The organism is Colwellia sp. MB02u-9, assembly GCF_014077085.1.
In the GTDB taxonomy this organism is placed as follows: Bacteria; Pseudomonadota; Gammaproteobacteria; order Enterobacterales; family Alteromonadaceae; genus Cognaticolwellia.
Window position 1 is genome coordinate 163,475 of record NZ_JACGVF010000095.1, and the last position, 21,542, is coordinate 185,016.

General features: G+C 38.4%; 14 protein-coding genes. 6 read left to right on the plus strand and 8 right to left on the minus strand.

The features are described 5' to 3' along the window. Nucleotides 1–2 precede the first annotated feature (2 nt). The gene (locus tag H4J65_RS11830; RefSeq protein ID WP_182136251.1) at nucleotides 3–989 is read left to right on the plus strand and encodes an MDR family oxidoreductase; all 987 of its coding nucleotides are present in this window, start codon (nucleotides 3–5) and stop codon (nucleotides 987–989) included. Nucleotides 990–1,224: 235 nt separating this feature from the next. Here H4J65_RS11830 and H4J65_RS11835 read toward each other — a convergent pair whose 3' ends face one another. From H4J65_RS11835 to H4J65_RS11850, 4 genes are all read right to left on the minus strand, one after another. Continuing rightward, complete coding sequence (locus tag H4J65_RS11835) at nucleotides 1,225–1,698, minus strand: hypothetical protein (protein WP_182198317.1); 474 nt, start codon at nucleotides 1,696–1,698, stop codon at nucleotides 1,225–1,227. Nucleotides 1,699–1,743: 45 nt separating this feature from the next. Further along, nucleotides 1,744–2,427 carry a 2OG-Fe(II) oxygenase gene (locus H4J65_RS11840; RefSeq protein ID WP_182198387.1) on the minus strand — a complete coding sequence of 228 codons (684 nt, stop codon included), beginning with the start codon at nucleotides 2,425–2,427 and terminating at the stop codon, nucleotides 1,744–1,746. A gap of 390 nt (nucleotides 2,428–2,817) precedes the next feature. Then, nucleotides 2,818–4,422 (minus strand): ABC-F family ATPase, encoded by a 1,605-nt coding sequence (locus tag H4J65_RS11845; RefSeq protein WP_182136248.1) that lies wholly within the window; start codon nucleotides 4,420–4,422, stop codon nucleotides 2,818–2,820. Nucleotides 4,423–5,031: 609 nt separating this feature from the next. Further along, the gene (locus H4J65_RS11850) at nucleotides 5,032–7,131 is read right to left on the minus strand and encodes a TonB-dependent siderophore receptor (RefSeq protein WP_182198318.1); all 2,100 of its coding nucleotides are present in this window, start codon (nucleotides 7,129–7,131) and stop codon (nucleotides 5,032–5,034) included. Nucleotides 7,132–7,340: 209 nt separating this feature from the next. Here H4J65_RS11850 and H4J65_RS11855 point away from each other — a divergent pair, with 209 nt between their 5' ends. The 3 genes from H4J65_RS11855 (at nucleotide 7,341) to H4J65_RS11865 (ending at nucleotide 10,364) form a co-directional block, all read left to right on the plus strand. Further along, complete coding sequence (locus tag H4J65_RS11855; RefSeq protein ID WP_182198319.1) at nucleotides 7,341–8,543, plus strand: PepSY domain-containing protein; 1,203 nt, start codon at nucleotides 7,341–7,343, stop codon at nucleotides 8,541–8,543. After that, the gene (locus tag H4J65_RS11860) at nucleotides 8,543–9,013 is read left to right on the plus strand and encodes a hypothetical protein (protein ID WP_182198320.1); all 471 of its coding nucleotides are present in this window, start codon (nucleotides 8,543–8,545) and stop codon (nucleotides 9,011–9,013) included. Before H4J65_RS11855 ends, H4J65_RS11860 begins: the two co-directional genes overlap by 1 nt. A 400-nt stretch (nucleotides 9,014–9,413) precedes the next feature. Continuing rightward, nucleotides 9,414–10,364 (plus strand): DnaJ C-terminal domain-containing protein, encoded by a 951-nt coding sequence (locus tag H4J65_RS11865; RefSeq protein WP_182198321.1) that lies wholly within the window; start codon nucleotides 9,414–9,416, stop codon nucleotides 10,362–10,364. 562 nt (nucleotides 10,365–10,926) lie between these two features. On the opposite strand, the gene H4J65_RS11870 is transcribed toward H4J65_RS11865, so the two are convergent. The 4 genes from H4J65_RS11870 to H4J65_RS11885 form a co-directional block, all read right to left on the minus strand. After that, the gene (locus H4J65_RS11870) at nucleotides 10,927–11,412 is read right to left on the minus strand and encodes a polymer-forming cytoskeletal protein (RefSeq protein WP_182198322.1); all 486 of its coding nucleotides are present in this window, start codon (nucleotides 11,410–11,412) and stop codon (nucleotides 10,927–10,929) included. Next, entirely contained in the window at nucleotides 11,402–12,511 is a 1,110-nt protein-coding gene (locus H4J65_RS11875; RefSeq protein ID WP_182198323.1) for a M23 family metallopeptidase, read from the minus strand. Before H4J65_RS11875 ends, H4J65_RS11870 begins: the two co-directional genes overlap by 11 nt. 797 nt (nucleotides 12,512–13,308) lie before the next feature. Beyond that, the gene (locus H4J65_RS11880; protein ID WP_259367601.1) at nucleotides 13,309–16,023 is read right to left on the minus strand and encodes a bifunctional diguanylate cyclase/phosphodiesterase; all 2,715 of its coding nucleotides are present in this window, start codon (nucleotides 16,021–16,023) and stop codon (nucleotides 13,309–13,311) included. 452 nt (nucleotides 16,024–16,475) lie between these two features. Then, the gene (locus H4J65_RS11885) at nucleotides 16,476–17,240 is read right to left on the minus strand and encodes a Crp/Fnr family transcriptional regulator (RefSeq protein ID WP_182138110.1); all 765 of its coding nucleotides are present in this window, start codon (nucleotides 17,238–17,240) and stop codon (nucleotides 16,476–16,478) included. Nucleotides 17,241–17,607: 367 nt separating this feature from the next. Between H4J65_RS11885 and dnaK the strand changes: the two genes are divergently transcribed. Both dnaK and H4J65_RS11895 read left to right on the plus strand, forming a co-directional pair. Further along, a complete protein-coding gene (gene dnaK, locus H4J65_RS11890) occupies nucleotides 17,608–19,500 on the plus strand; it encodes a molecular chaperone DnaK (protein ID WP_182198324.1) in 1,893 nt (630 codons plus the stop codon). A gap of 475 nt (nucleotides 19,501–19,975) precedes the next feature. Beyond that, the gene (locus tag H4J65_RS11895) at nucleotides 19,976–21,364 is read left to right on the plus strand and encodes an ATP-binding cassette domain-containing protein (protein ID WP_259367602.1); all 1,389 of its coding nucleotides are present in this window, start codon (nucleotides 19,976–19,978) and stop codon (nucleotides 21,362–21,364) included. Nucleotides 21,365–21,542: the final 178 nt, after the last annotated feature.

A 21,542-nucleotide genomic window follows, 5' to 3' on the forward strand; every position in this document is an offset into this window, starting at 1 on the left:
CAATGTTTAACAGTTTAGTGATCAATAAAGATGATAGCCAAGGCTACCACGCCGACATTAAAGCACTTAGTGAAGCAGACCTAACTGATGGCGATGTGCTCATTAAGGTGCTTTACAGCACAATTAATTACAAAGATGCCTTAGCTATTTCAGGCAAAGCCCCAGTAATAAGACGTTTCCCTATGATACCCGGTATAGATTTAGTGGGTGTTGTTGAGCAATGTGATAATGACAAATTTAACGTGGGCGATCATGTGCTACTTAATGGCTATGGCGTCGGTGAAAAGTACTTGGGCGGTTTATCGCAAAAAGCCCGTATTAATAGTGAGTTTCTCATTCCATTACCTAAAGGCATAACGCCATATAATGCCATGGCAATAGGTACAGCAGGTTACACGGCAATGCTATGTGTCATCGCGTTAGAAAAACAAGGTATTACCCCAAAAAGTGGCAATATTTTAGTGACTGGCGCAACCGGTGGCGTTGGCAGTTTTGCCATTCGCATTTTAGCAGAACTTGGCTATACAGTAACCGCATCAACAGGAAGTGATAAACAAGCGGCGTATTTAAAAGAGTTAGGTGCGGATGAAATTATTGACCGTACAGAGTTATCTGCCCCAGGTAAGCCACTAATGAAAGAGCGTTGGGCTGCAGCTATTGATTCTGTTGGCAGTACAACACTGGCTAATGTTTGTGCCAGCATCAACTACGGTGGTTGTGTCGCCGCCTGTGGTTTAGCACAAGGTATGGATTTTCCATCAACGGTAGCACCTTTTATCTTAAGAGGCGTATCTTTACTCGGTATCGACAGTGTTATGCGCCCAGAGCAAGACAGATTAGACGCCTGGCATCGACTTGAGCAAACGCAGTTGGCTGATAAAATATCACAAATATCAACCACAGTTGGCTTACATGACGCTATTGCTGTGGCCAACAAGTTACTTGATGGTGAAGTTACCGGTCGGGTGGTTGTTGATGTAAACGCTTAAATGACTAAGCGCTAGAGATGGATCATCATCTCTAGCGCATTTCATTCAAAAATGTTTAATCATTTTTTTGAAAAATTGTCACTAATCACTAATCACCAAGCAGTATTAATTATTAGCCTGATGTTTAGTCACTTTACTTAGACCGACTTGAGTTTAGTTTAACTTAGGTTTAGACCAACTTAGGCTTAGTTTAACTTGAGCTTAACGTCCCTTGACTCAGCTAAACGACACTAGACTACATATTAATAGTTCTAATAAGAAAGTAGCTTGGCCAAATTTCTCGTACTTGCCGCTCCCAGTTTGGATCCACTTTGCCGTTAGGTAATTCTAGTAGCCAAAATTTTGCCCACCTTTGAACATTCTTACCTGATTTACTGAGTTTTAGTGGCGAAAATCGGCGCTTATATTGCTTGCCTTGATATTCAAAAACCGCATTGCTTCTGGCTCTTTTATGCAAAAGGTCTAACTCGGCAGTAATAAGTTCGACCTCTGATACCGGTAATAGTTGCTGGTTTTTCAAGCAAGATAATATCTCCGCTTTTTTTATGCTCACCTGCATATAAACATCGATATGTGGTGTGTACACCATGCCAGTTAAACCATAAATAGAAGCTAGTTCTCTATCGGCTAATGCCTTCAAAGGCAATAACTCTTGGTTAATGTCACTTAGTTCACTGATTATATGTAGCTTTTTCTTCAATTTTGGCAATTACAATTCCCCGTAACCTTATATTACATGACTTTATTTTTTACATTATCTTGGCGGATCAATATTATTAGCGATACTGGTATTTAATCTAAACCATCCTGCAATAGCATAACGATCGCGTAAAGCAGGTAACACTTCATGAGGAAACTCTTCACTTAAAAACACCACAATAGTGCCAGCATTGGGTATTACCGTTATTTTATTACCAGCAATAATACCCGAGTCAAGGTCTTGCTCAGGGTAAATGATCAATTCACCGCCATCTTCAAGCGACCAATCTTGATTAAGATATACCACAACAGATAGCACTCGATTACCTTCGCCTTTAAAAGCATCTTTGTGCTGCTTGTAAAAGTCGCCTTTACCGTAATGGGAAAAATGACTTTCAAAAGAAAATAAGCCTAAAAATAAATACTTGTTTAAATAATTTTGCAGTGACCCTGCCCATTTAATCCAAGCACCACTAGCTTCGGTATTACCCGTTATCCAACAAATTTCATCTGTGCGAATAGCATCATTAATAACATGATCTTTAGCTCGGCCAATACCCGCGCGTTTAAAATTTTCATCCGCTAATTCGTTGATCTGTTGCAATAGCAAGCTGGTTAAATTTTTAGGTAAAGCATCAAGGCTGATACTGTAACCTTTATCAACAAGATTATTCGCAATTGATTCAAACAGTGACAAGTCATCATCGAGCAGACTTGATTGAACTAAGCTCAACGACATTCTGCCGTAGGAGGGCAAGCTAACATTATGCTGTTATCTAATAAAATGAAATATGCCTCATAATAACACTATGCGTTCGCATTAGCGTAGGCTTTCATGGTAACAAGACAATTAAACAAATGAGATAGGCAATAACGTTAAGTTGCTAGATAACTTGTTGAGGTGGTTTTTAAGAACTTGTTAAGGTACTTTTGAAAAAGTAACTGGCACTTGCTGAGCTAATGTAAATTTAACGAGTAGCAATAATAACGCTGACCGCGCGCTAAGAAAAATTTATTGATTAATTGACCGGTATTTAAACTAAGCAGCAAGGTACATTCGCGGTACCTTGCTCTATTCAACTAGCGGTTAATACAAGTATTTTAACTTACACTCGCTAAGTTTTTATCATTAAGCGATTTTTTTCACTTGAACTTGGCTATCAAGGTATTCATCTAATGAGCCTTGAAAATCAACTAACTTTTTATCTTTAATGTCAATAATACGAGTCGCTAAGCTTGAAACAAACTCACGGTCATGGCTGACAAAAATCAAGGTACCTTCAAAGTCTTTCAAAGCATTGTTTAGGGCATCAATCGCTTCAATATCCATGTGGTTCGTCGGCTCATCCATGATCAATACATTGATATCAGCCATCATTAACATACCAAATAACAAGCGGTTCTTTTCACCACCTGAACAGTTACGGGCTTTTTTATTGGCATCGTCGTCAGTAAATAGCATACGACCTAGCATGCCACGAACACTTAAATCGTTGTGACAAGGTCTACGCCATTGTGACATCCATTCCATTAGCGTTAGGTCATTATCGAAAAATGAACCACTGTCTTGCGGGCAATAACCCACTGATGCATTTTCAGACCACTTAACTACACCTTCAACGTGCTCTAACTCGTTCATTAGACAGCGTAATAAAGTAGTTTTACCTGCGCCGTTTTCACCAATAATAGCTAACTTAGCGCCTGCTTCTAATAATAAGTCACCTTTTTCAAATAATAAGTCACCATCAAAACCGTGACTTAAGTTTTCAAGCTCTAAGGCTTGACGGTGCATTTTTTTACCTGGAGCAAAAGCAATCTTAGGCGTAATACGACTTGATGATTTAACATCATCCAGTTTAATTTTGTCCATTTTCTTAGCACGAGAACTGGCTTGTTTCGCTTTTGAAGCATTAGCACCAAAACGGTTAACAAAGTCTTGTAGTTCAGCGATTTCAGCTACTTTCTTATCATTACCCGCTAATAACTGTTCACGTAATAAGCCAGATTGTGCCAAATAAAACTCGTAGTTACCTGGATAGACACGAAGTTCGCCATAGTCAATATCAGCCATATGCGTACAAACAGAGTTAAGAAAATGTCTATCATGCGAAATAATAATCATGGTGCATTTACGCTTGTTCAACTCACCTTCTAACCAACTGATGGTATGAATATCCAAGTTGTTGGTCGGCTCATCAAGTAATAAAATGTCTGGATTAGCAAATAAGGCTTGTGCAAGTAGCACACGTAACTTCCAACCTGGCGCAACTTGCTGCATTGAACCGTAATGAAAAGACTCATCAATACCGGCTTCTAATAAGATTTCACCGGCGCGACTTTCTGCCGTGTAGCCATCCATTTCTGCAAATTGGCTTTCTAAGTCACCAACACGCATACCATCGTCTTCGCTCATCTCAGTTTGTGCGTAAATAGCATCTCTTTCTTGCTTAACTTTCCATAACGGCATATCACCCATGATCACAGTATCGATAACATTGTGCTTTTCAAAAGCAAACTGATCTTGGCCCAAGGTACTGACTTTATTACCTGTACTTACCGATACGTTACCTGAGCTTGGCACTAAGTCGCCACTAAGTATCTTCATAAATGTAGACTTGCCACAGCCATTTGCGCCGATCAAACCGTAGCGGTGACCGTTGCCAAATTTAGCCGAAATGTTTTCAAATAACGGCTCTGCGCCAAATTGCATTGTAATGTTCGATGTAGTGATCAAAAGATATTCCTATTTTCCGTTAACTAAACTCATTAACTAGTAAGTGCTAACAGATGGTTTTAAAGTGATAGTTAATACTGTAATTTTGGATAACCAAGCTAGATGTATCAATAGACCAATGCTTAGCCACCATAATAAAGCCGCGCATTATACAGGATTAATGCTCAGACCCCCATCGAAATCTCACTTTTAAGTGATTATTTTATAAACAATGCGTGATCCTTTAGTTTTATAGCGATTGGCTTAGTGTGATCATTAGTGTGATCTTAGTATGGTAAAAGTTAACAACATAAAACATCTGCCAGATAAGTAGCTTAATATCTGCCTTTGACTGTTATAAATTTACGCTGATAAATAACGACAAAGTCCTTAAGCAATAGTTGGTCGTTTTCACTTCAACCAACAGAATATTTATTACACCGCACAAAATTAAAGTTAAGCTTGAAGTTGAAGTTAAGGCTAAAGTTGAAGTTAAAAAATTGGTTGATGGTTTAGGCATACTAATCAAAGCGTAGGTTTAAGCTTATACAATAACGATTAATTGCTAGGTAAGTACCGAAAAGCTATTAAGCCTTTAAAAAGGCTTAATAGCTATAAGTTAAATCACGGTTAGAAAAGGTAAGTTACGCCTAGGGTGGCATTAACAGGTGCGCCGTAATAACCTACGTTAAGCAAGCTGTTGATATATTTTTCATCGGTAATATTATTGATATTGGCCTGAACAGTAAGTTGCTCTGATGCCTCCCAACGAGCAAATGTATTAAGCAATAAATAGGCATCTTGCTCAACAGCATAAGTAGTATTGAGTGTCTCAGATTGCCACTTACCGCCAACGCCAAAGGTGAACTCAGACATTTGTGGCAAGGTATAATCAATCGAGAAGTTAATGGTCTGTCGAGGGGCCCATTCGTTAGCATCTTCGCCGGAAAAATCTTCCAAGCTTAATGCAGTATAAGCTAGTAAAACATTAAGCTGTTCCGTAATCTGGCCAACAATTTCTACTTCAAAACCTTTTGATTTTACATTCGTGCCTTTATAATAAAATTGTGCTGTTTCAGGGTTTGTGCCGGCATAAGTGGCTAAGTCTTCTTGTTCTGCGCTAAATACGGCAAAAGTGGCAAGTAGGTTATGATCAAACCATTGTGTTTTTAAACCCGCTTCGTAATTCACCCCTTTAGTAGGATCTATAAACTCGCCTTGTAAATCATATTGTTCTTGTGGTTGATAAATGTCTGAGTAGCTGACGTAAGCATTAACATCATCGGTAATGGCGTAAGTTATACCCGCATAAGGGCTGATTTCACTTTCACTATTATCGATATCATTACCACTATTTATCCCTTCACGGATATATTTAATCGAATTAAACCCTGCAATGACAAATAAACTTTCAGAGATATTAAATTTGGTTGAACCAAAAAAACGCGTCAATGTTACATCAATGTCAGAATATTTTGCTTTATCACGCCATACTGGCTCTGGTATGGCATCTTGTGCATAAGGAAAACTCGGCGTTGGTCCCGCGGCTGAGGTAGTGGCATAATCATACTCATAGTTCATTTGATTGCTTTTGGCTCTACTTAGCCCAAAAGTTACTTCATGATCTCGATTAAATAAGCTATATTTTCCTATCGTTGTTAAGTCGATAATATCTGAAGAAAACTCACTTTCGAATTTTCCCGGCCAGCCAACTAAACCTAGCTTTGTTTCTTTATCAATGCTGCCGTAAACATAAAAAAGTTTACTTTTATCTTCAAATTTTTGAGTGTTGTAAGTAAGGTTTAGCTCCCAGTCATTATCAAAAATGTAGGCATATTCAATAAAGCCTGATGTGCTAATAGTATCCCACATCGCCCACTCCTGAGTGGTGGTCGCACTTTCATCCCATTCTGCTTGGCTACCATCGGTATAATTAAAAACTAAACCACCCCACATATTGCTATCTGTATTAGCATCTTGATATGAGAAGCCCGCGGTAATAGTCGAGTTATCGGTAAGTTGTCCGTCAACCACCCCGTAAATATAACTGCGATCATTACTTAATGCGTCAAGATGTGAATCACTCTCTTCAACAGCCACCACTACGCGTCCAGCCCAGCTGCCACTTTCTGTTAATAATGCTGAATAATCTGCATTGAGGCGTTGCTTGTTAAATGAGCCTAACGATAAACCCACTTCACCTTCATTTTCATTGGTTGGACGTTTACGAACATAATTTATCGTACCAGAAGAATTACCTACCCCTGTTAGTAAACCGTTTGCACCACGAATAACTTCAACTTTTTCATAGCCATATGCTTCCATTGCACCTGTAACAATGCCCCAGTTATTGGGTAAACCCACACCATCTATTTGGGTGCTTTTAATTTCGAAACCACGAGAAGTATAATTTGAACGATTAGTTTCCCACTCTTCAACACCGATACCTGGCGCTAGCTTAAGTGCATCATTAAGGTTATTTGCAGCATAATTTTTGATTTGTTCGGCGCTAACAATACTGATCGATTGTGGCGTTTCATTTATCTCCATGGTCAAACCTGTTGCGCCTTGACTAACACGGTCTTGGCGAACACCAACAATCATTATTCTTTCTATTTGCTCGGTCTTAATCGCTTCGTTCACTGCAAGTGGTAATGCTTGTTGTGCATGCGCTTGAAAACCCATCGCCAAAATCAACGGAGAAAGTACAAAATAACCTTTAAGTTTCATGTTTACCCTTATGTGTTTATGTATTTTATGAAAAAATATTTTATGAAAAAAAACTGAATTTATTGTACATTTAAACAAATTTAAATACAAATGAAAATCATTACCATTTAATTAAGTGAATGATAATAGTTTTTATTAATATCTTGATCTCTGTATAGCTTGGCATTACTATAATGCCCACTTATGTACAGGATTAATTTGGAAAAAACATGGCAAAAATTAGTAACCGTTTTTGGTTTCAGCTTCACGGATGGTTTTCATTGCCTATATGGATAATATTTTGCTTTGTCTGCCTAACTGGAACAATTTCGGTCATTAGTCATGAATTAACTTGGCTCACTAACCCTTCATCTCGAGCGAGTAACCCGCAAAACCTTACCCATAAAACAGCACCTGAATTAGTGTCAATTGTTCAAAAAGCCTACCCAAGTGCAAAAGTAAGTTCGGTACTAAGCTTTGAATCGTATCTAATAAATGCGGTCACTTTTACCGACAGTGACAAACCTTATGCCATTGCCTATGTCAACCAGTACACTGGTGAGATACAAGAGGTAAATCAAGGGTTTACTTTCGTAAACTTTATGCGTTCTTTACATGGTTGGTTATTATTTCCATGGCATCATAATTATAGTATTGGCTACTACCTAGTCTGTGCTATGGCAATCGTTATGTTGGGGGCATTAATAACCGGCTTGGTGGTTTATAAAAATTTTTGGCGAGCATTTACGCAACCCAAAATTCGTATCAAACAAGGTAAAAAAACACTGTTAGCCGATTTACATCGTTTAGCGGGAGTTTGGTCTATTTGGTTTTTGATCTTAATGAGTGTCACCGGCTTATGGTATTTAGTTCAAGCTATTATGTGGCATAACGACATTTCGATTGAACCACATACGCCCATAGTCGCCATAGAACAGATACCGCTAGATAGTACCAAAACACCAATAGCACCGTTTAACCTAGCCGATGCATTAGTCGTTGCTAAGCAAAAATTTCCTAATTTTAAAAGCACCTATGTTATGTTGCCAGAGCATAATCGTGACACCTACAAACTTTATGGCGCAGGCGACTTTATTTTTTATGATCAATTGTCTTATGGTGTAGTGGTTAATCCTTGGACGGGTAAACTGGCAAGTGAAAGGTCACCAGAAAAAATGACCACATTGCAAACCCTATCTCATATCGCTAATCCGCTTCATTACGGCACGATTGGCGGCATTTGGACCAAGCTTATTTGGTTCATTTTTGGCCTGCTATTAACTGGTATGTCTATAACTGGATTTTTAATGTGGGGCAGCCGTACAGTAAAAGCGGCCCGCAGCAAGCAGGTGATCACAAGCAATAATATATCAAACCAACCAAGTGATAACGAAAAACAAAAAACAACATTCATCCAACAGGACATACAATAATGGCACAAGTAAATAATTCACTGTGGCAACGTCATAAATATAAAATAAGTGCGTTAGTATTAATTCTACCGGTATATTTTTTCTATCAGTCGCTATCTCCTGAGTTCCCTAACCCTTGGGCTGCACAAAAAATGGCCACGTTTGAAATCATACCCACACCCTATGATCTCGAACCACCTTATCTTCACGATGGCCATTACACTAAAGATTTTATGCTGACTTTTAGCCAAGGTAATATTGCAGACATACGTCAAGCTTATTTAAATATAGGTAAAGAGTCTTTGCCACTCACCATGCTACAAGCAGGTGATGAAGGCATATTGCATGGCAGTCAACATGGGCTAGAAGTACATGCTATTGCTCCTGCTATGATTAAACCCGCGCATAAATTGTGGTTAACAATACAAAGCTGGCATGGTAAGCAGATGGTGATGAGCTGGGACTTACCTAAAGAGATCCTACCTAAATAAAGACAATAAAATTAATGATTATATGCGCCTAGCTTTCTTACTCAGCTAGGCTATTGCTTTATTCATTGATTTTTTAGTTGGTTGAAATGTCATAAGAACTTATAACGTGAGATAAGTTCTTAGCAAAAAATCAGCTCTAATAATCATGACTAAAAGTTCTCGCTTAAAAGCAGTACGAAACAATGCAGCGTACTGCTTATATATTTGCTAGCAGTGTCATATTACTGACATTCGTACATTTCATTTGTTATTATAATCACGCCATAAAATTGGCTTAGCTAAAATTAATCCTGGGTTATTTTAACTTTGGATTGATACTCAGCGACTTTATCTACTAAAATTATTTACCAAAGCTAACTTACAAAATTATCTGCAAATGCCATATATGCAGGAGGTCAGTGTGAATTATAAAGATTATTATAAAATTATGGGCGTTGATAAAACCGCGTCCCAAGACGAAATTAAAACATCATATCGCAAATTAGCACGCAAGTTTCATCCTGATGTCAGTAAAGAAAAAAATGCTGAGACTCGTTTTAAAGACATCAATGAAGCTTATGAAGTATTACGCGATAAAGAAAAACGCGCCGCGTATAATGAACTGGGCAGTAATTGGAAGGCTGGCCAATCAGGCTTTACACCACCACCTAGTTGGCAAGATCAATATCATCAAGGCCGTGGTAATACTGGCGAACAAGGTGATTTTAGCGACTTTTTTGAATCATTATTTGGTGGCGGCTTTGGTGGGGGGCAACATGGCTCGCGTGGTCGTCAATCTATGCAAGGGCAAGATAGCAATGCAAAAATATTGATTGATTTGCAAGATGCTTACACTGGCGCAACCCGCAACTTCACACTACAAGATCAAGTTGTTGATCAACATGGAAGGATGAAAAATAAAGATCGGACCTTAAAAGTTAGCATTCCAAAAGGCATTAAACCGGGTCAAAAAATTCGTTTGCAAAAGCAAGGTCAAACAGGTGCTGGCGGTGCAAGAAATGGTGATTTGTATCTTGAAATAGGCTTTAACCCAAACCCTTTATATGTGGTTGAAGGCGCTGATATAACCACTGAACTTACTATTAGCCCATGGCAGGCCGCTTTAGGTGAAAAAGTGAAAGTGCCTACACCGAGTGGACCTATTGATTTAACCTTACCTAAACTGATCAGTAGCGGTAGTAAAATGCGCTTAAAAGGCCGTGGCTTACCCAGTAAAATTGCCGGAGACTTTTTTGTGAAGCTAAAAATTGTTTTTCCAAAAAGCTTGTCAGCAGAAGAAGAAACGCTTTATCAATCTTTAAAAGCACTAGCGAATGACAATGAGAATGTTAAACAAAAAGTGGATGCTTAACCAACCTACTGACTACATTTTATGACTTATATTGATTCATTTTTCCTCATGAAAAAGTACAACACTTAATGAGTCAAATTGCTCGACCCTGTAACAGATTGTGTTACAGGGTCTAATCAGATAAACCCTGAGGGTGGAAGAGATGGTACATTCGATAAAATATAACTATATTTTTTGGCTTTTGCTAATGCGTTTAAATTGGTAAATATTAGTTGAGTAGCTTGTTATCAATAGTGTTAGCTTTGCCCCGCACTATCATTGTTGATTTATTACTTGTCTGAGAAAGCCCCTGATCCACGCGAAAATTTCATTGTCTTATTATTTAAAAAATTGACTATGCTGCTGACTATGCTGCTGACTAAAGCATACTGATGTTGTTCTACTGTAGCGCTGATATAAGGCTTAACTTTATTAATCGGCTCTAAAATAATCAACATCAGAATTGCAGGGTATTTTTTATGTTATTTAATTAATTCAATGTGTTATTAACAAGCATTCAAACCTGAGGCAGTACTTTTCAACGAATCAGCTCCTCAAATTATGACTGAGATTGAGGAGAACTTTATTTTTCTTGTACCATTTTTTCTGCACTGGGTTTATCTGTACTAAGTTTTTCTGTATTAAGTTTTTCACTCGGTTTTGCGCTTTTTTTGGCCGTGGCTAGCTCAGTTACATTTTCGCTTATATGATTGATGTTACCTTCGATGACAGCGCCAGCCTCTATACTGATAACTTCATGTTGAATATTACCGCGCACTTCTGCCGTTTTCTCTAGTATCACCTTTTGCGCCTTGATAGATCCGGTAACACTACCCTTAATAATGGCTTCTTCAGCAAAAATAGCGCCTTCAACTAGGCCATGAATACCAACCGTTAAATGCCTAACATGTATCTCGCCCTCGATTCTACCGTCAAGTTGGATCACTCCTTCGCTAGATACGTTACCGACAATATTAACGTCAGGGCTAATAATCGAGGGGGTTTTATTACTACTTTTACTGAGTTTATTTTCTACTGCTACGTCTTTACCTTTGTTTTTAGAGAACATTTTTCAAAGCCTTAATGAGTGAAAGAGGGTTGATCTGTTTGTTATTAAAAAGAACTTCATAATGCAAATGGGTGCTGGTACTGCGCCCACTACTGCCCATTAAACCTATAACATCATCCTTGCTGACTTTTTGCCCTTTCTTTACTTTTATTTTATGTAGATGACCAAAGCGTGTCATAAAACCATTGTGGTGATCAATTTCGATAAAACGGCCATAACTACCGTTTCTTCCTGCCCGACGCACAGTGCCATCAGCCGAAGCAAATATTTCAGTTTTTATCCAACCTGCCATATCAATGCCTTTATGCATTGCTGGGTGTTTAAGCATCGGGTCTTTGCGAATACCAAAAAGACTGGAAATATAATAATCTTTTGCCGGAAAAATTACCGGTATATTACTCAGTGCCGCTTCTAGCTCGGTTAAACTAAGTAATTTCTCTATCAAGTTTTTATTGTCAATATCAAGTTCTTCGGCTAGCACTTGGTTGAGTGGACCGCCCTGCCCCAAAGCAGGAGCTGACCATTGCTTAAGCACAGATGCACTAGACACGCCCGCCAGTGTCATTGCTTGCTCAAGTACTTGCTTGCGTTTGTTTATTTGTTGTTCTAATTGGTGATAACTAAATTGCTGCTTTTGCTTCAGTTGGGCAAGATCAGTCTGGCTTTGCTGCATAACCGACCATATGGGATCATCAGTTTTACTTGTTGTTTCTGCGCTAAGGTCAATATCAGCAGGAGTTGCATCACTAGTTTGCCCAATAGTTTCATGCTTGGGATCCGCTATGGCTGCAGGTAGTGAGTCCAATACATTTTGCAGTAATTCTTGTTGCTCTTGTACTTGTAATAACTGCTGCTGCAACTGGCTTTGTTTGTCTTGATATTTCAACACTAACTGGTCCAGAGATGCTTGTGACTGGTACAATTGATTTTGGCTTTGTGACACTTGATCGTTCAGTGAAAAATATTTTAAGCTACTAAACGACAGCCAAGTAAAGGTTAAAGCCATCAATATAACAAGGCTAAGCTGCACTTTAGACGAGGCTTTAATGTATTTTATTTCACCATTTTGACGAACAATTAACTGTCGCTTTGGAAACAAGTATTGATAGATTCGATTTGTAGTTTTTATAATTTTTCTCAGTGCTCGTTATATTTTTTGCTAACTGAAATAGTAAAACTCAAAAAAAGCGAGATAATTACTAAGGTATTGATAACAGCAGCAAAAAAAATTTTACCACATTACTAACACAACAGTTGTCAAAAAATTATTTATCCTCAGCTGCGCCTAAACGCTATAATAATTCCTTTTAATTATTGGCATGTCGAAAAATGATATATCGCGAGGCGTTTTCGAAGCGTCTAGTCCCTGCTTACCTGTAAACTATTAACTATCTTTGTTAACTCTACTAACCAATATGATCGCTAGGTCAAACATTTGTTCAGTTATACGTGTTTAGTTATACATTTAACCACACACTTAGTTACATGTATAACTATAAAAGTTACATGATTAAACCGCTTTTTCTCTTCAGTATCAAGATTTTTTCACCTTAGGGTTATCACCCTGCTGTATTCTTTTACACTTAAGGCTTAATCCTAGCGACTTAGTTAATCAAAAATATTCACTGCTTGCAGTGTATCAGTAAATTAAAACTGTTTCTTACAAATAAAAAAGTGCTTTATAAACCGAAGAGATACACTCACAAATAATAAAAATCATTCTGTATAACAAATAGTTAAATCATGTTTGAGTGTGAAATATTGAACGATAATTTCAGTTCATAATTCAACAGAACTACCTACAACAAGTCATAGTGCTTGTCTTCATCAACAGTAAAATAAAAAATTAGCATCAGTGGTTAAAGAGGACCGTGATAATAACAAGTAAATGGCTATTTATATCTTCCAATTCGCATCAGGGTTCCAACTTGCATCCGGCTTCCAATTAGCTACCCATTCTGGAACATCACGGGTTAGCATAGGTTTGGCAATACTATTACCTTGTGCTAATTCACAGCCCAATTGTAATAGTGCCATGCCTTGTTCAATCGTTTCGACACCTTTTGCAATCACGCTGCGTTTGAATGGTTTAGCTAAGGCTATCACGGCTTCAACAATGGCGAAGTCATCGGCATCGTGCAACATGTTTCGCACAAAGCTCGGGTCTATATTAATGACCTTGGCTGGTAATCGTTTAAGGTAAGTGAGGGACGAATAGCCGGTGCCAAAATCATCTAAGGCAAATTTTACGCCCAAGGCCATACAGGCTTGCATGATTGTTGATACGTGATGAACATCATCTAAAGCATTTTTTTCCAGTATCTCTAACTCTAAATAGCCTGGTTCAACATCGGGGTGGGCTGCTAACAGTGCCTTTAGCCTCTGGGTAAAGTCAGGTTGGCGTAATTGTGCTGCTACAATGTTTACGCTTGTGCTGATAGGGAGATTAAGCCCTGTTTTTTGCCACTGGCTAATTTGTGTTAGTGCGGTATCAATAACCCATTCGCCAAACTCAATACTCAGGGCGTTATTTTCCATGGTAGGCAAAAACTCATCGGGTTTTAATAGCCCTCTGGTCGGATGTTGCCAGCGCATAAGCGCCTCAACCCCTATTACTTCGCCTGTTTTCATATTTACCTTAGGCTGATAGTAGAGCAAAAATTGATGATTCTTTAATGCACTTTGAATCGCCTCTAGGCTTTCTTTTTGCACTTTCACCGCCTCATCTTGAGCCATATCGAGTAAGTGATAACAATTTTTACCTAATTCTTTAGCCACGTACATAGCTTGATCAGCACAGCGCATGAGCTGGTCGGCATCGACACCATCTTTAGGGTAAAAGCTGACGCCAATACTAGCTGATATATTTAAGACTAACTTACCAATTAAAACAGGCTCAGACGTTACTAATAACAAACGATCTAATACCGGTTTACAATCTTCATCTCTGGCTAGATCCGCTAATACCGCGACAAATTCATCACCGCCAATACGCGCTAAGGTATCACATTCTCGCAACACCTCTTTCATACGAAGTGAGAGTGCGGTCAATAGTTGATCACCTACATCATGTCCATGAGTGTCGTTAACGGCTTTAAAACCGTCTAAATCTAGAAATGCGACAGCGAGTGACAGCTGATGACGGTCGCACTGCAACATAGCTTGAGATAATCGGTCGGCAAGTAGCTTTCGGTTGGGTAGGTGCGTAAGTACATCGTAATGGGCAATATGCTCTAATTGACTCTGGTATTCTTTCATCGAGGTGATATCTGTAAATAAGGTAACATAGTTACTTATGTGGCCAGCAATATCTTTGACCGAACTAATGTTGAGCATTTCGGGATAAACTTCACCATTTTTACGACAGCTCCATATATCACCAGACCAAAAGCCATCATTCAATACGGTTTGCCATATATCGGCGTAGAACTCTGGTGATTGTCGTCCGGATTTAAAAATACGTAAGTTCTGTCCAATGGCTTCTTCACGGCTATAACCCGTTATCGTCGTGAAAGTAGCATTGACATCAATGATAGTGCCTGTTGAATCTGTGATGGAGATACCTTCGCGGGCATGGCTGAATACACTGGCGGTAATAGCTAACTCATCGGCTAGCTTGTCTTTCTCTTTATTAGCAAGAGTTAACTCATCCGCGCGCTTATCTTTCTCTTTATTGGCAAACATTAACTCATTTGCTCGCTTGTCTTTTTCCTTATTTTGAAAAGCAAGTTCTTGGTTGGCAAGCACTAACTCATTGGCTCGCTTATCTTTCTCTTGATTAGCAATAGCTAACTCATCGGCTCGCTTATCTTTCTCTTGATTAGCAATAGCTAACTCATTGGCGCGCTTATCTTTCTCTTGGTTTTGGAAGGCAAGTTCTTTATTGGCAAGGATTAACTCATCGGCGCGCTTATCTTTCTCTTGATTAGCAATAGCTAACTCATCGGCGCGCTTATCTTTCTCTTGATTAGCAATAGCTAACTCATCGGCGCGTTTATCTTTCTCTTGGTTCGCAAGGACTAACTCATCCGCGCGACTATCTTTCTCTTGGTTTTGGAAGGCAAGTTCTTTATTGGCAAGGATTAACTCATCGGCGCGCTTATCTTTTTCTTGATTAGCAATAGCTAACTCATCGGCGCGCTTATCTTTCTCTTGATTAGCAATAGCTAACTCATCGGCGCGTTTATCTTTCTCTTGGTTTTGGAAGGCAAGTTCTTTATTGGCAAGAACTAACTCATCGGCACGCTTATCTTTCTCTTGATTGGCAAGAACTAACTCATCGGCGCGCTTATCTTTCTCTTGATTGGCAAGGACTAACTCATCGGCGCGCTTATCTTTCTCTTGATTGGCAAGAATTAACTCATCCGCGCGCTTATCTTTCTCTTGATTGGCAAGAATTAACTCATCCGCGCGATTATCTTTCTCTTGGTTGGCAGAAATTAATTCATCGGCGCGCTTATCTTTCTCTTGATTGGCAAGGACTAACTCATCGGCGCGATTATCTTTCTCTTTGTTGGCAAGGACTAACGCATCCGCGCGCTTATCTTTTTCTTTATTGGCAAGAATTAACTCATCCGCGCGCTTATCTTTATTTTTTATCCAACCAAACATTTTTTAACTCCTTATTATCAAAAAAACATGTGCTACAGCTTGTGTAACCATTGAAGTAAATATTGATTTTAGGATCGCGGCCTGCAGTTTTTTATGAAAAACTTGAAGGTTTTGTGCAGAATTCCATCATTCTGAGTCTAGCCTAATGCCACTTTTTTTCTATGCGTCTACTTTAGGTTAATTGAGAATAAACCAATATCTCCTTGCATGTCTATTCAAAATAACCATTATTATCCATCTAGTTATTCTTTTAGTTATCTATCTAGTTATCCATCTAGTTATTTCTTTAGTGTTACCAAGAACGTTCACCTTAATAAAGATCACCCGCTTCAATGTACTAAAAATTAGCCTAGACTTAGCATAGGAAAAAGTCATAACAATAACCAATAAAAAACCTCCCGTTCCATATCAAAGTGATAATGGCTTGGTTAAGTCATTAGCTGTTATCGCGATTAGCGTTTAATAGACGGCGCATTAGTTAAATCTTGGCTGTATTTAGCCGCCTTTTCTAATGCTTCTAAATCTTTAACAATCAGTTGATTACGTTTTTTATCAATGGTGCCGGCTTTTTTCCAGTGCTGTAATTGTTTATTGATTACTTGCCTGACTGAGCCCGTCATTCGCGCCAAGGTTTCATCGTTTAAGCCATTTACTAAATGATGCTGATGTTCTTCTGTTTTAGCGCCGGTATAAAATTTAATTTTATTAATGTGCTCTAAAATAATACGGCTTAAACGCGTAGTAACATCGTGTAAAACTAGGCTACTAGTTTGCTGCTCTTTTTCACGCATTTTTTTCGCTAAATAAGGCATAAACTGTTGGTTAAATTCAGGATAAGTCCACAGCCAATGTCGCATTGTTGCCAGTTTTACTGACAGTAATTTTACTGTGGTTAAGGGTGAAACAATAACGTCATGCGGTTGGTCATCTAATAACACCATTAAATCAAAGCAATCACCGGCATACAGCATATCTAACGTAGCTTCTCGGCCGGTTTCAGGGTTACTTTGTTTAATTTCTAAACTGCCATCAATCACCACAAAAAAGCGCTGGGTTAATAAGTCGGAATTAAAATAATCACCTTTGCGCCATTCATCAAGCTGAAATTCTTGTTGAAAGTCTTCAATTAACTTTATCGGTAAGTCGGCAAAAATATTAGCTTGCCTGACGAGTACCGGACTGGCTTTTTGCGGTAAATGAGTGACATTTTTATACATAAATAAATAGCTTTAGTGGTTGCAATAGCAAGTGTTTTTATTCTAACGAGTTATCGCTATATAGCAAAAGCTAATATTGCTTGGCAAACATTTTATTTTCGCTATTTATCGGGTTAATTTGCTGATTTTTATCTTTAAAAAAAGTAAAAGAATAAAAAATACAAAATCATCGCTACTGTCATATTTGTGACAGAAGCATTTTATGAGCTTGCGTAATATAGCGCCACTAACCAAACACCTTGCGTTAATCTCTTAGAGTTATGGGATTTATTCAAGGTTGTTTATACGGTCAAACTGCTTATTGGTCATAGCCATAAAGCATCAGACCTTTTTTATTAAGTGCTTTTAAAAAGAATAGGTGATTATTATGTCTAAGACTATCGGTATTGATTTAGGTACAACAAACTCATGTGTCGCGGTTATGGAAGGCGGCGTGGCAAAAATTATTGAAAATGCAGAAGGTAGCCGCACCACACCATCCATTGTGGCTTATGCCAACAATGAAACATTAGCCGGCCAACCCGCAAAAAGACAAGCGGTGACAAACTCAAGCAATACATTATTTGCAATTAAGCGCTTAATTGGTCGTAAGTTTGATGATAAAGAGGTGCAAAAAGATATTAAATTAGCGCCTTATAAAATTATAAAAGCAAGTAACGGTGATGCTTGGGTTGAAGTAAATGGTAAAGCCTTATCGCCACAGGAAGTGTCAGCACAAATTTTACGTAAATTGAAAAAAGATGCTGAAGCTTATTTAGGTGAAACAGTCACCGATGCGGTTATTACTGTACCGGCCTACTTTAATGATTCACAACGCCAAGCAACTAAAGACGCAGGTAAAATTGCAGGGCTTAATGTTAAGCGGATTATTAACGAACCTACAGCAGCCGCATTAGCTTACGGTGTAGACAAAAATAGTAAAGCTGACCAAAAAGTGGCGGTTTACGATTTAGGTGGTGGTACTTTTGATGTCTCTATTATTGAAATATCTAATGTTGACGGTGAAAAACAATTTGAAGTATTAGCCACTAATGGCGATACCTTTCTAGGCGGCGAAGATTTTGATTTACGCTTAATCAATTACCTTGCTGATGAGTTTAAAAAAGAAAGCGGTATTGATATTAAACAAGACCCTTTAGCGTTACAGCGTATTAAAGAAGCGGCGGAAAAAGCAAAAATAGAATTGTCGTCAGCCTTACAAACTGACATAAATTTACCTTACGTTACCGCTGATGCTAGCGGCCCTAAACACTTAAAAATACAAGTGACTCGGGCTAAACTAGAGTCATTAGTTGATGACTTAGTAAAAAGCACCATAGCGCCATGTACACAAGCATTGAAGGATGCGGGTTTAAGCAAAGCGGATATTAGCCAAGTCATTTTGGTTGGTGGTCAGTCACGCATGCCAAAAGTTCAAGCAGCAGTTAAAGACTTTTTTGGTAAAGAGCCACGTAAAGATGTTAATCCAGATGAAGCCGTTGCCATGGGTGCTGCCATACAAGCGGGTGTGTTGTCAGGCACAGTGGGCGATGTGTTGTTACTTGATGTGACGCCATTGTCACTGGGTATTGAAACCTTAGGCGGGGTAATGACCAAGCTTATTGAGAAAAATACCACCATACCGACACGGGCTTCTGAAACCTTTTCAACGGCAGAAGATAATCAAGCCGCCGTAACGGTACATGTGTTACAGGGCCAACGTGAAATGGCGACAGACAATAAATCGTTAGGTCAATTTAACTTAACTGATATTAAGCCTGGCCCACGCGGTTCAGTGCAAGTTGAAGTTACCTTTGATATTGATGCGGACGGTATTTTAAATGTCACCGCAAAAGACAAAGCAACCGGTAAGGAGCAAAGCATTAAAATTACCGCTTCAAGTGGCTTAACAGAAGACGAAGTTAATCGCATGGTAAACGATGCACTGAGTCACGCCACTGAAGATAAGCAAAAGCGTGAGTTAGTTGAGCAACGTAACCAAGCGGATCAATTAATTCATACGGTGCAAACATCAATGGCAAGTTTGAGTGATGATCAGCAAACTGAGCTTAAAACTTTAATTGAGCAACTAAAAATGGCGGTTAATGGTGATGACAAAGCCGCGATTGAAATGCGACAAAAGACCTTGCAAGAGGCCTACAGTAAAATTATGCAAGCTGAAAAGGCCCAAGAAGCACAACATCAAGGTGAAGCAGCCAACGATGAAGCTAAAAGCGACGATGTTATTGATGCTGACTTTGAAGATGTTAGCAACGGTTAATCGCTAAAGTCTCATTCATTATTAGCTAGAGGTTAATTCACTGACTAGCTAAAGTCTAAAAACAAACCCCTGATATTTATTATTAGGGGTTTTTTATTACCTATTATATTACCTATTATATTGCCGATTCTATTACCGATACTTTTGCCGATAAAACAGATGACTAAGCTGATTAATTTTCTGAGCATTACACCTGCTAAAACAAGCAACTACTGGCTTGTGTATGTACATATTTTACCTGTATATAAAGCAGAGCCTTTTATTAATAAAACCGCTATAAGTCAGTTTCATGCCATGATGATGATTTTTTTCTTTTTGTCTCTCGATGAGAATTCACACGGCATCAAGGTCTGTGTCGAGTGAAGTTACGTGAAGGGAATTAACCTCTGAAATAAAACAATATCGATTATTAGGCTTGCAAAGCGCAAAGTGGTAGAAAATAATAGCGCATAGTGTTTTAAAAAAGTTGGTTATCTTGAATAAATTTGATATTAAAAGTTACTGTCATACAAAATTAATGATCGAGAGTTGGCCTATTGGACAATCTAAAACTTGGTGTGTAATGGGCACTAATGACTCAGGTAAACAACAGCTTGCTCAATTATTATCGGGGGAATTAACACCACATTCTGTCGAGGTAATCTTGTTACCTGCGCCAAATGAAATCGCTATTATTTCTTTTGAGCAACAACAAAAGATTTATGAACACGAGTTAAAAATAGATACCAGCGACTTTAAAGATCAGCAAGATATTGGCACACTTGTGCAAGATTTTTTACCTCAAGATAAACTAAACCATCCATTGATCAAACGAGTAGGCTTAGCGCACTTATTAACCTCAGGTTACCGACAATTAAGCTCAGGTGAAGGGCGTAAACTGCTTTTACTTTCAGCGCTGTTAGATGAAAAAAAACTGATTGTTTGTGAAGACCCTTTTGACAGTTTAGATCAAGAAAGTAGCGAAACCTTATCGATATTGTTTAAAACCATTATCCAAAATAGTGATATAACCGTCATTCTTTTATTAGGAAATCGTAGCGACATTCCCAAATGGTGTGAGCAATTAGCCATAATTAAACAGGGTGACTTTAGTGTTATTGGCGCTCAACATTGCGCTGATACACAAGCTAAGCTCGATGATTTTTTTAAAAATGATGATGAGACAATAACCCTGCCCGAACAGTTTTATAGCACGGCGTTATATCCGCATGATTATTTAATCAAATTAGTTAATGGCACTGTGCGCTATCAAAGTAAAACCGTTTTTCAGGGGCTAAATTTAACCGTTAAACCACAACAACATACCTTAATTACTGGTCCAAATGGTAGCGGTAAATCAACGTTATTACACTTAATAACTGGCGATTGTACACAATGCTACAGTAATGATTTAACCCTATTTGGCCATCAACGAGGTAGTGGAGAAAGCATTTGGCAACTCAAAAAAGATATGGGTATAGTCACGCCTGAATTACATCGTCAATATCGAGTAAACTCAAATCTGCTTACAGTGGTACTGTCAGGATTTTTTGATTCTATCGGCTTGTATCAACAGCCTGAAAAATTTCAAACAACATACGCTCAGCAATGGTTAAAAAAGGTTGGCTTAAATAATAAAGAAAAAATATTATTTAACGAGTTAAGTTTTGGTGAACAAAGATTAGCCCTTATTGTTAGAGCGCTGATTAAGGCGCCCTTGTTATTGATCCTTGATGAAATAACACAAGGTTTAGATGAGTTTAATCGCCATCGTATATTGAAAATCATTAAAATGATCATGAAAGAGAGTAACTCCACCCTACTCTTTGTCACGCATAGAAAAGACGAATTGCTCGACACCTTTACACAACACATTAAACTCTAAATGCCTGGGCTTTATAACTTTTATAACTTTTATAAGGCCCAAAAAGCAACGTGTAGATAGAATAGCGTGACGACTTTTACTTTTACTTTTACTTTTACTTTTATTTTGGCTTTTAACTTGTTGAGACACAAATGTACTCATCACTTTATTCAAGGCTACTTTTCTCCCGCTAGCATCA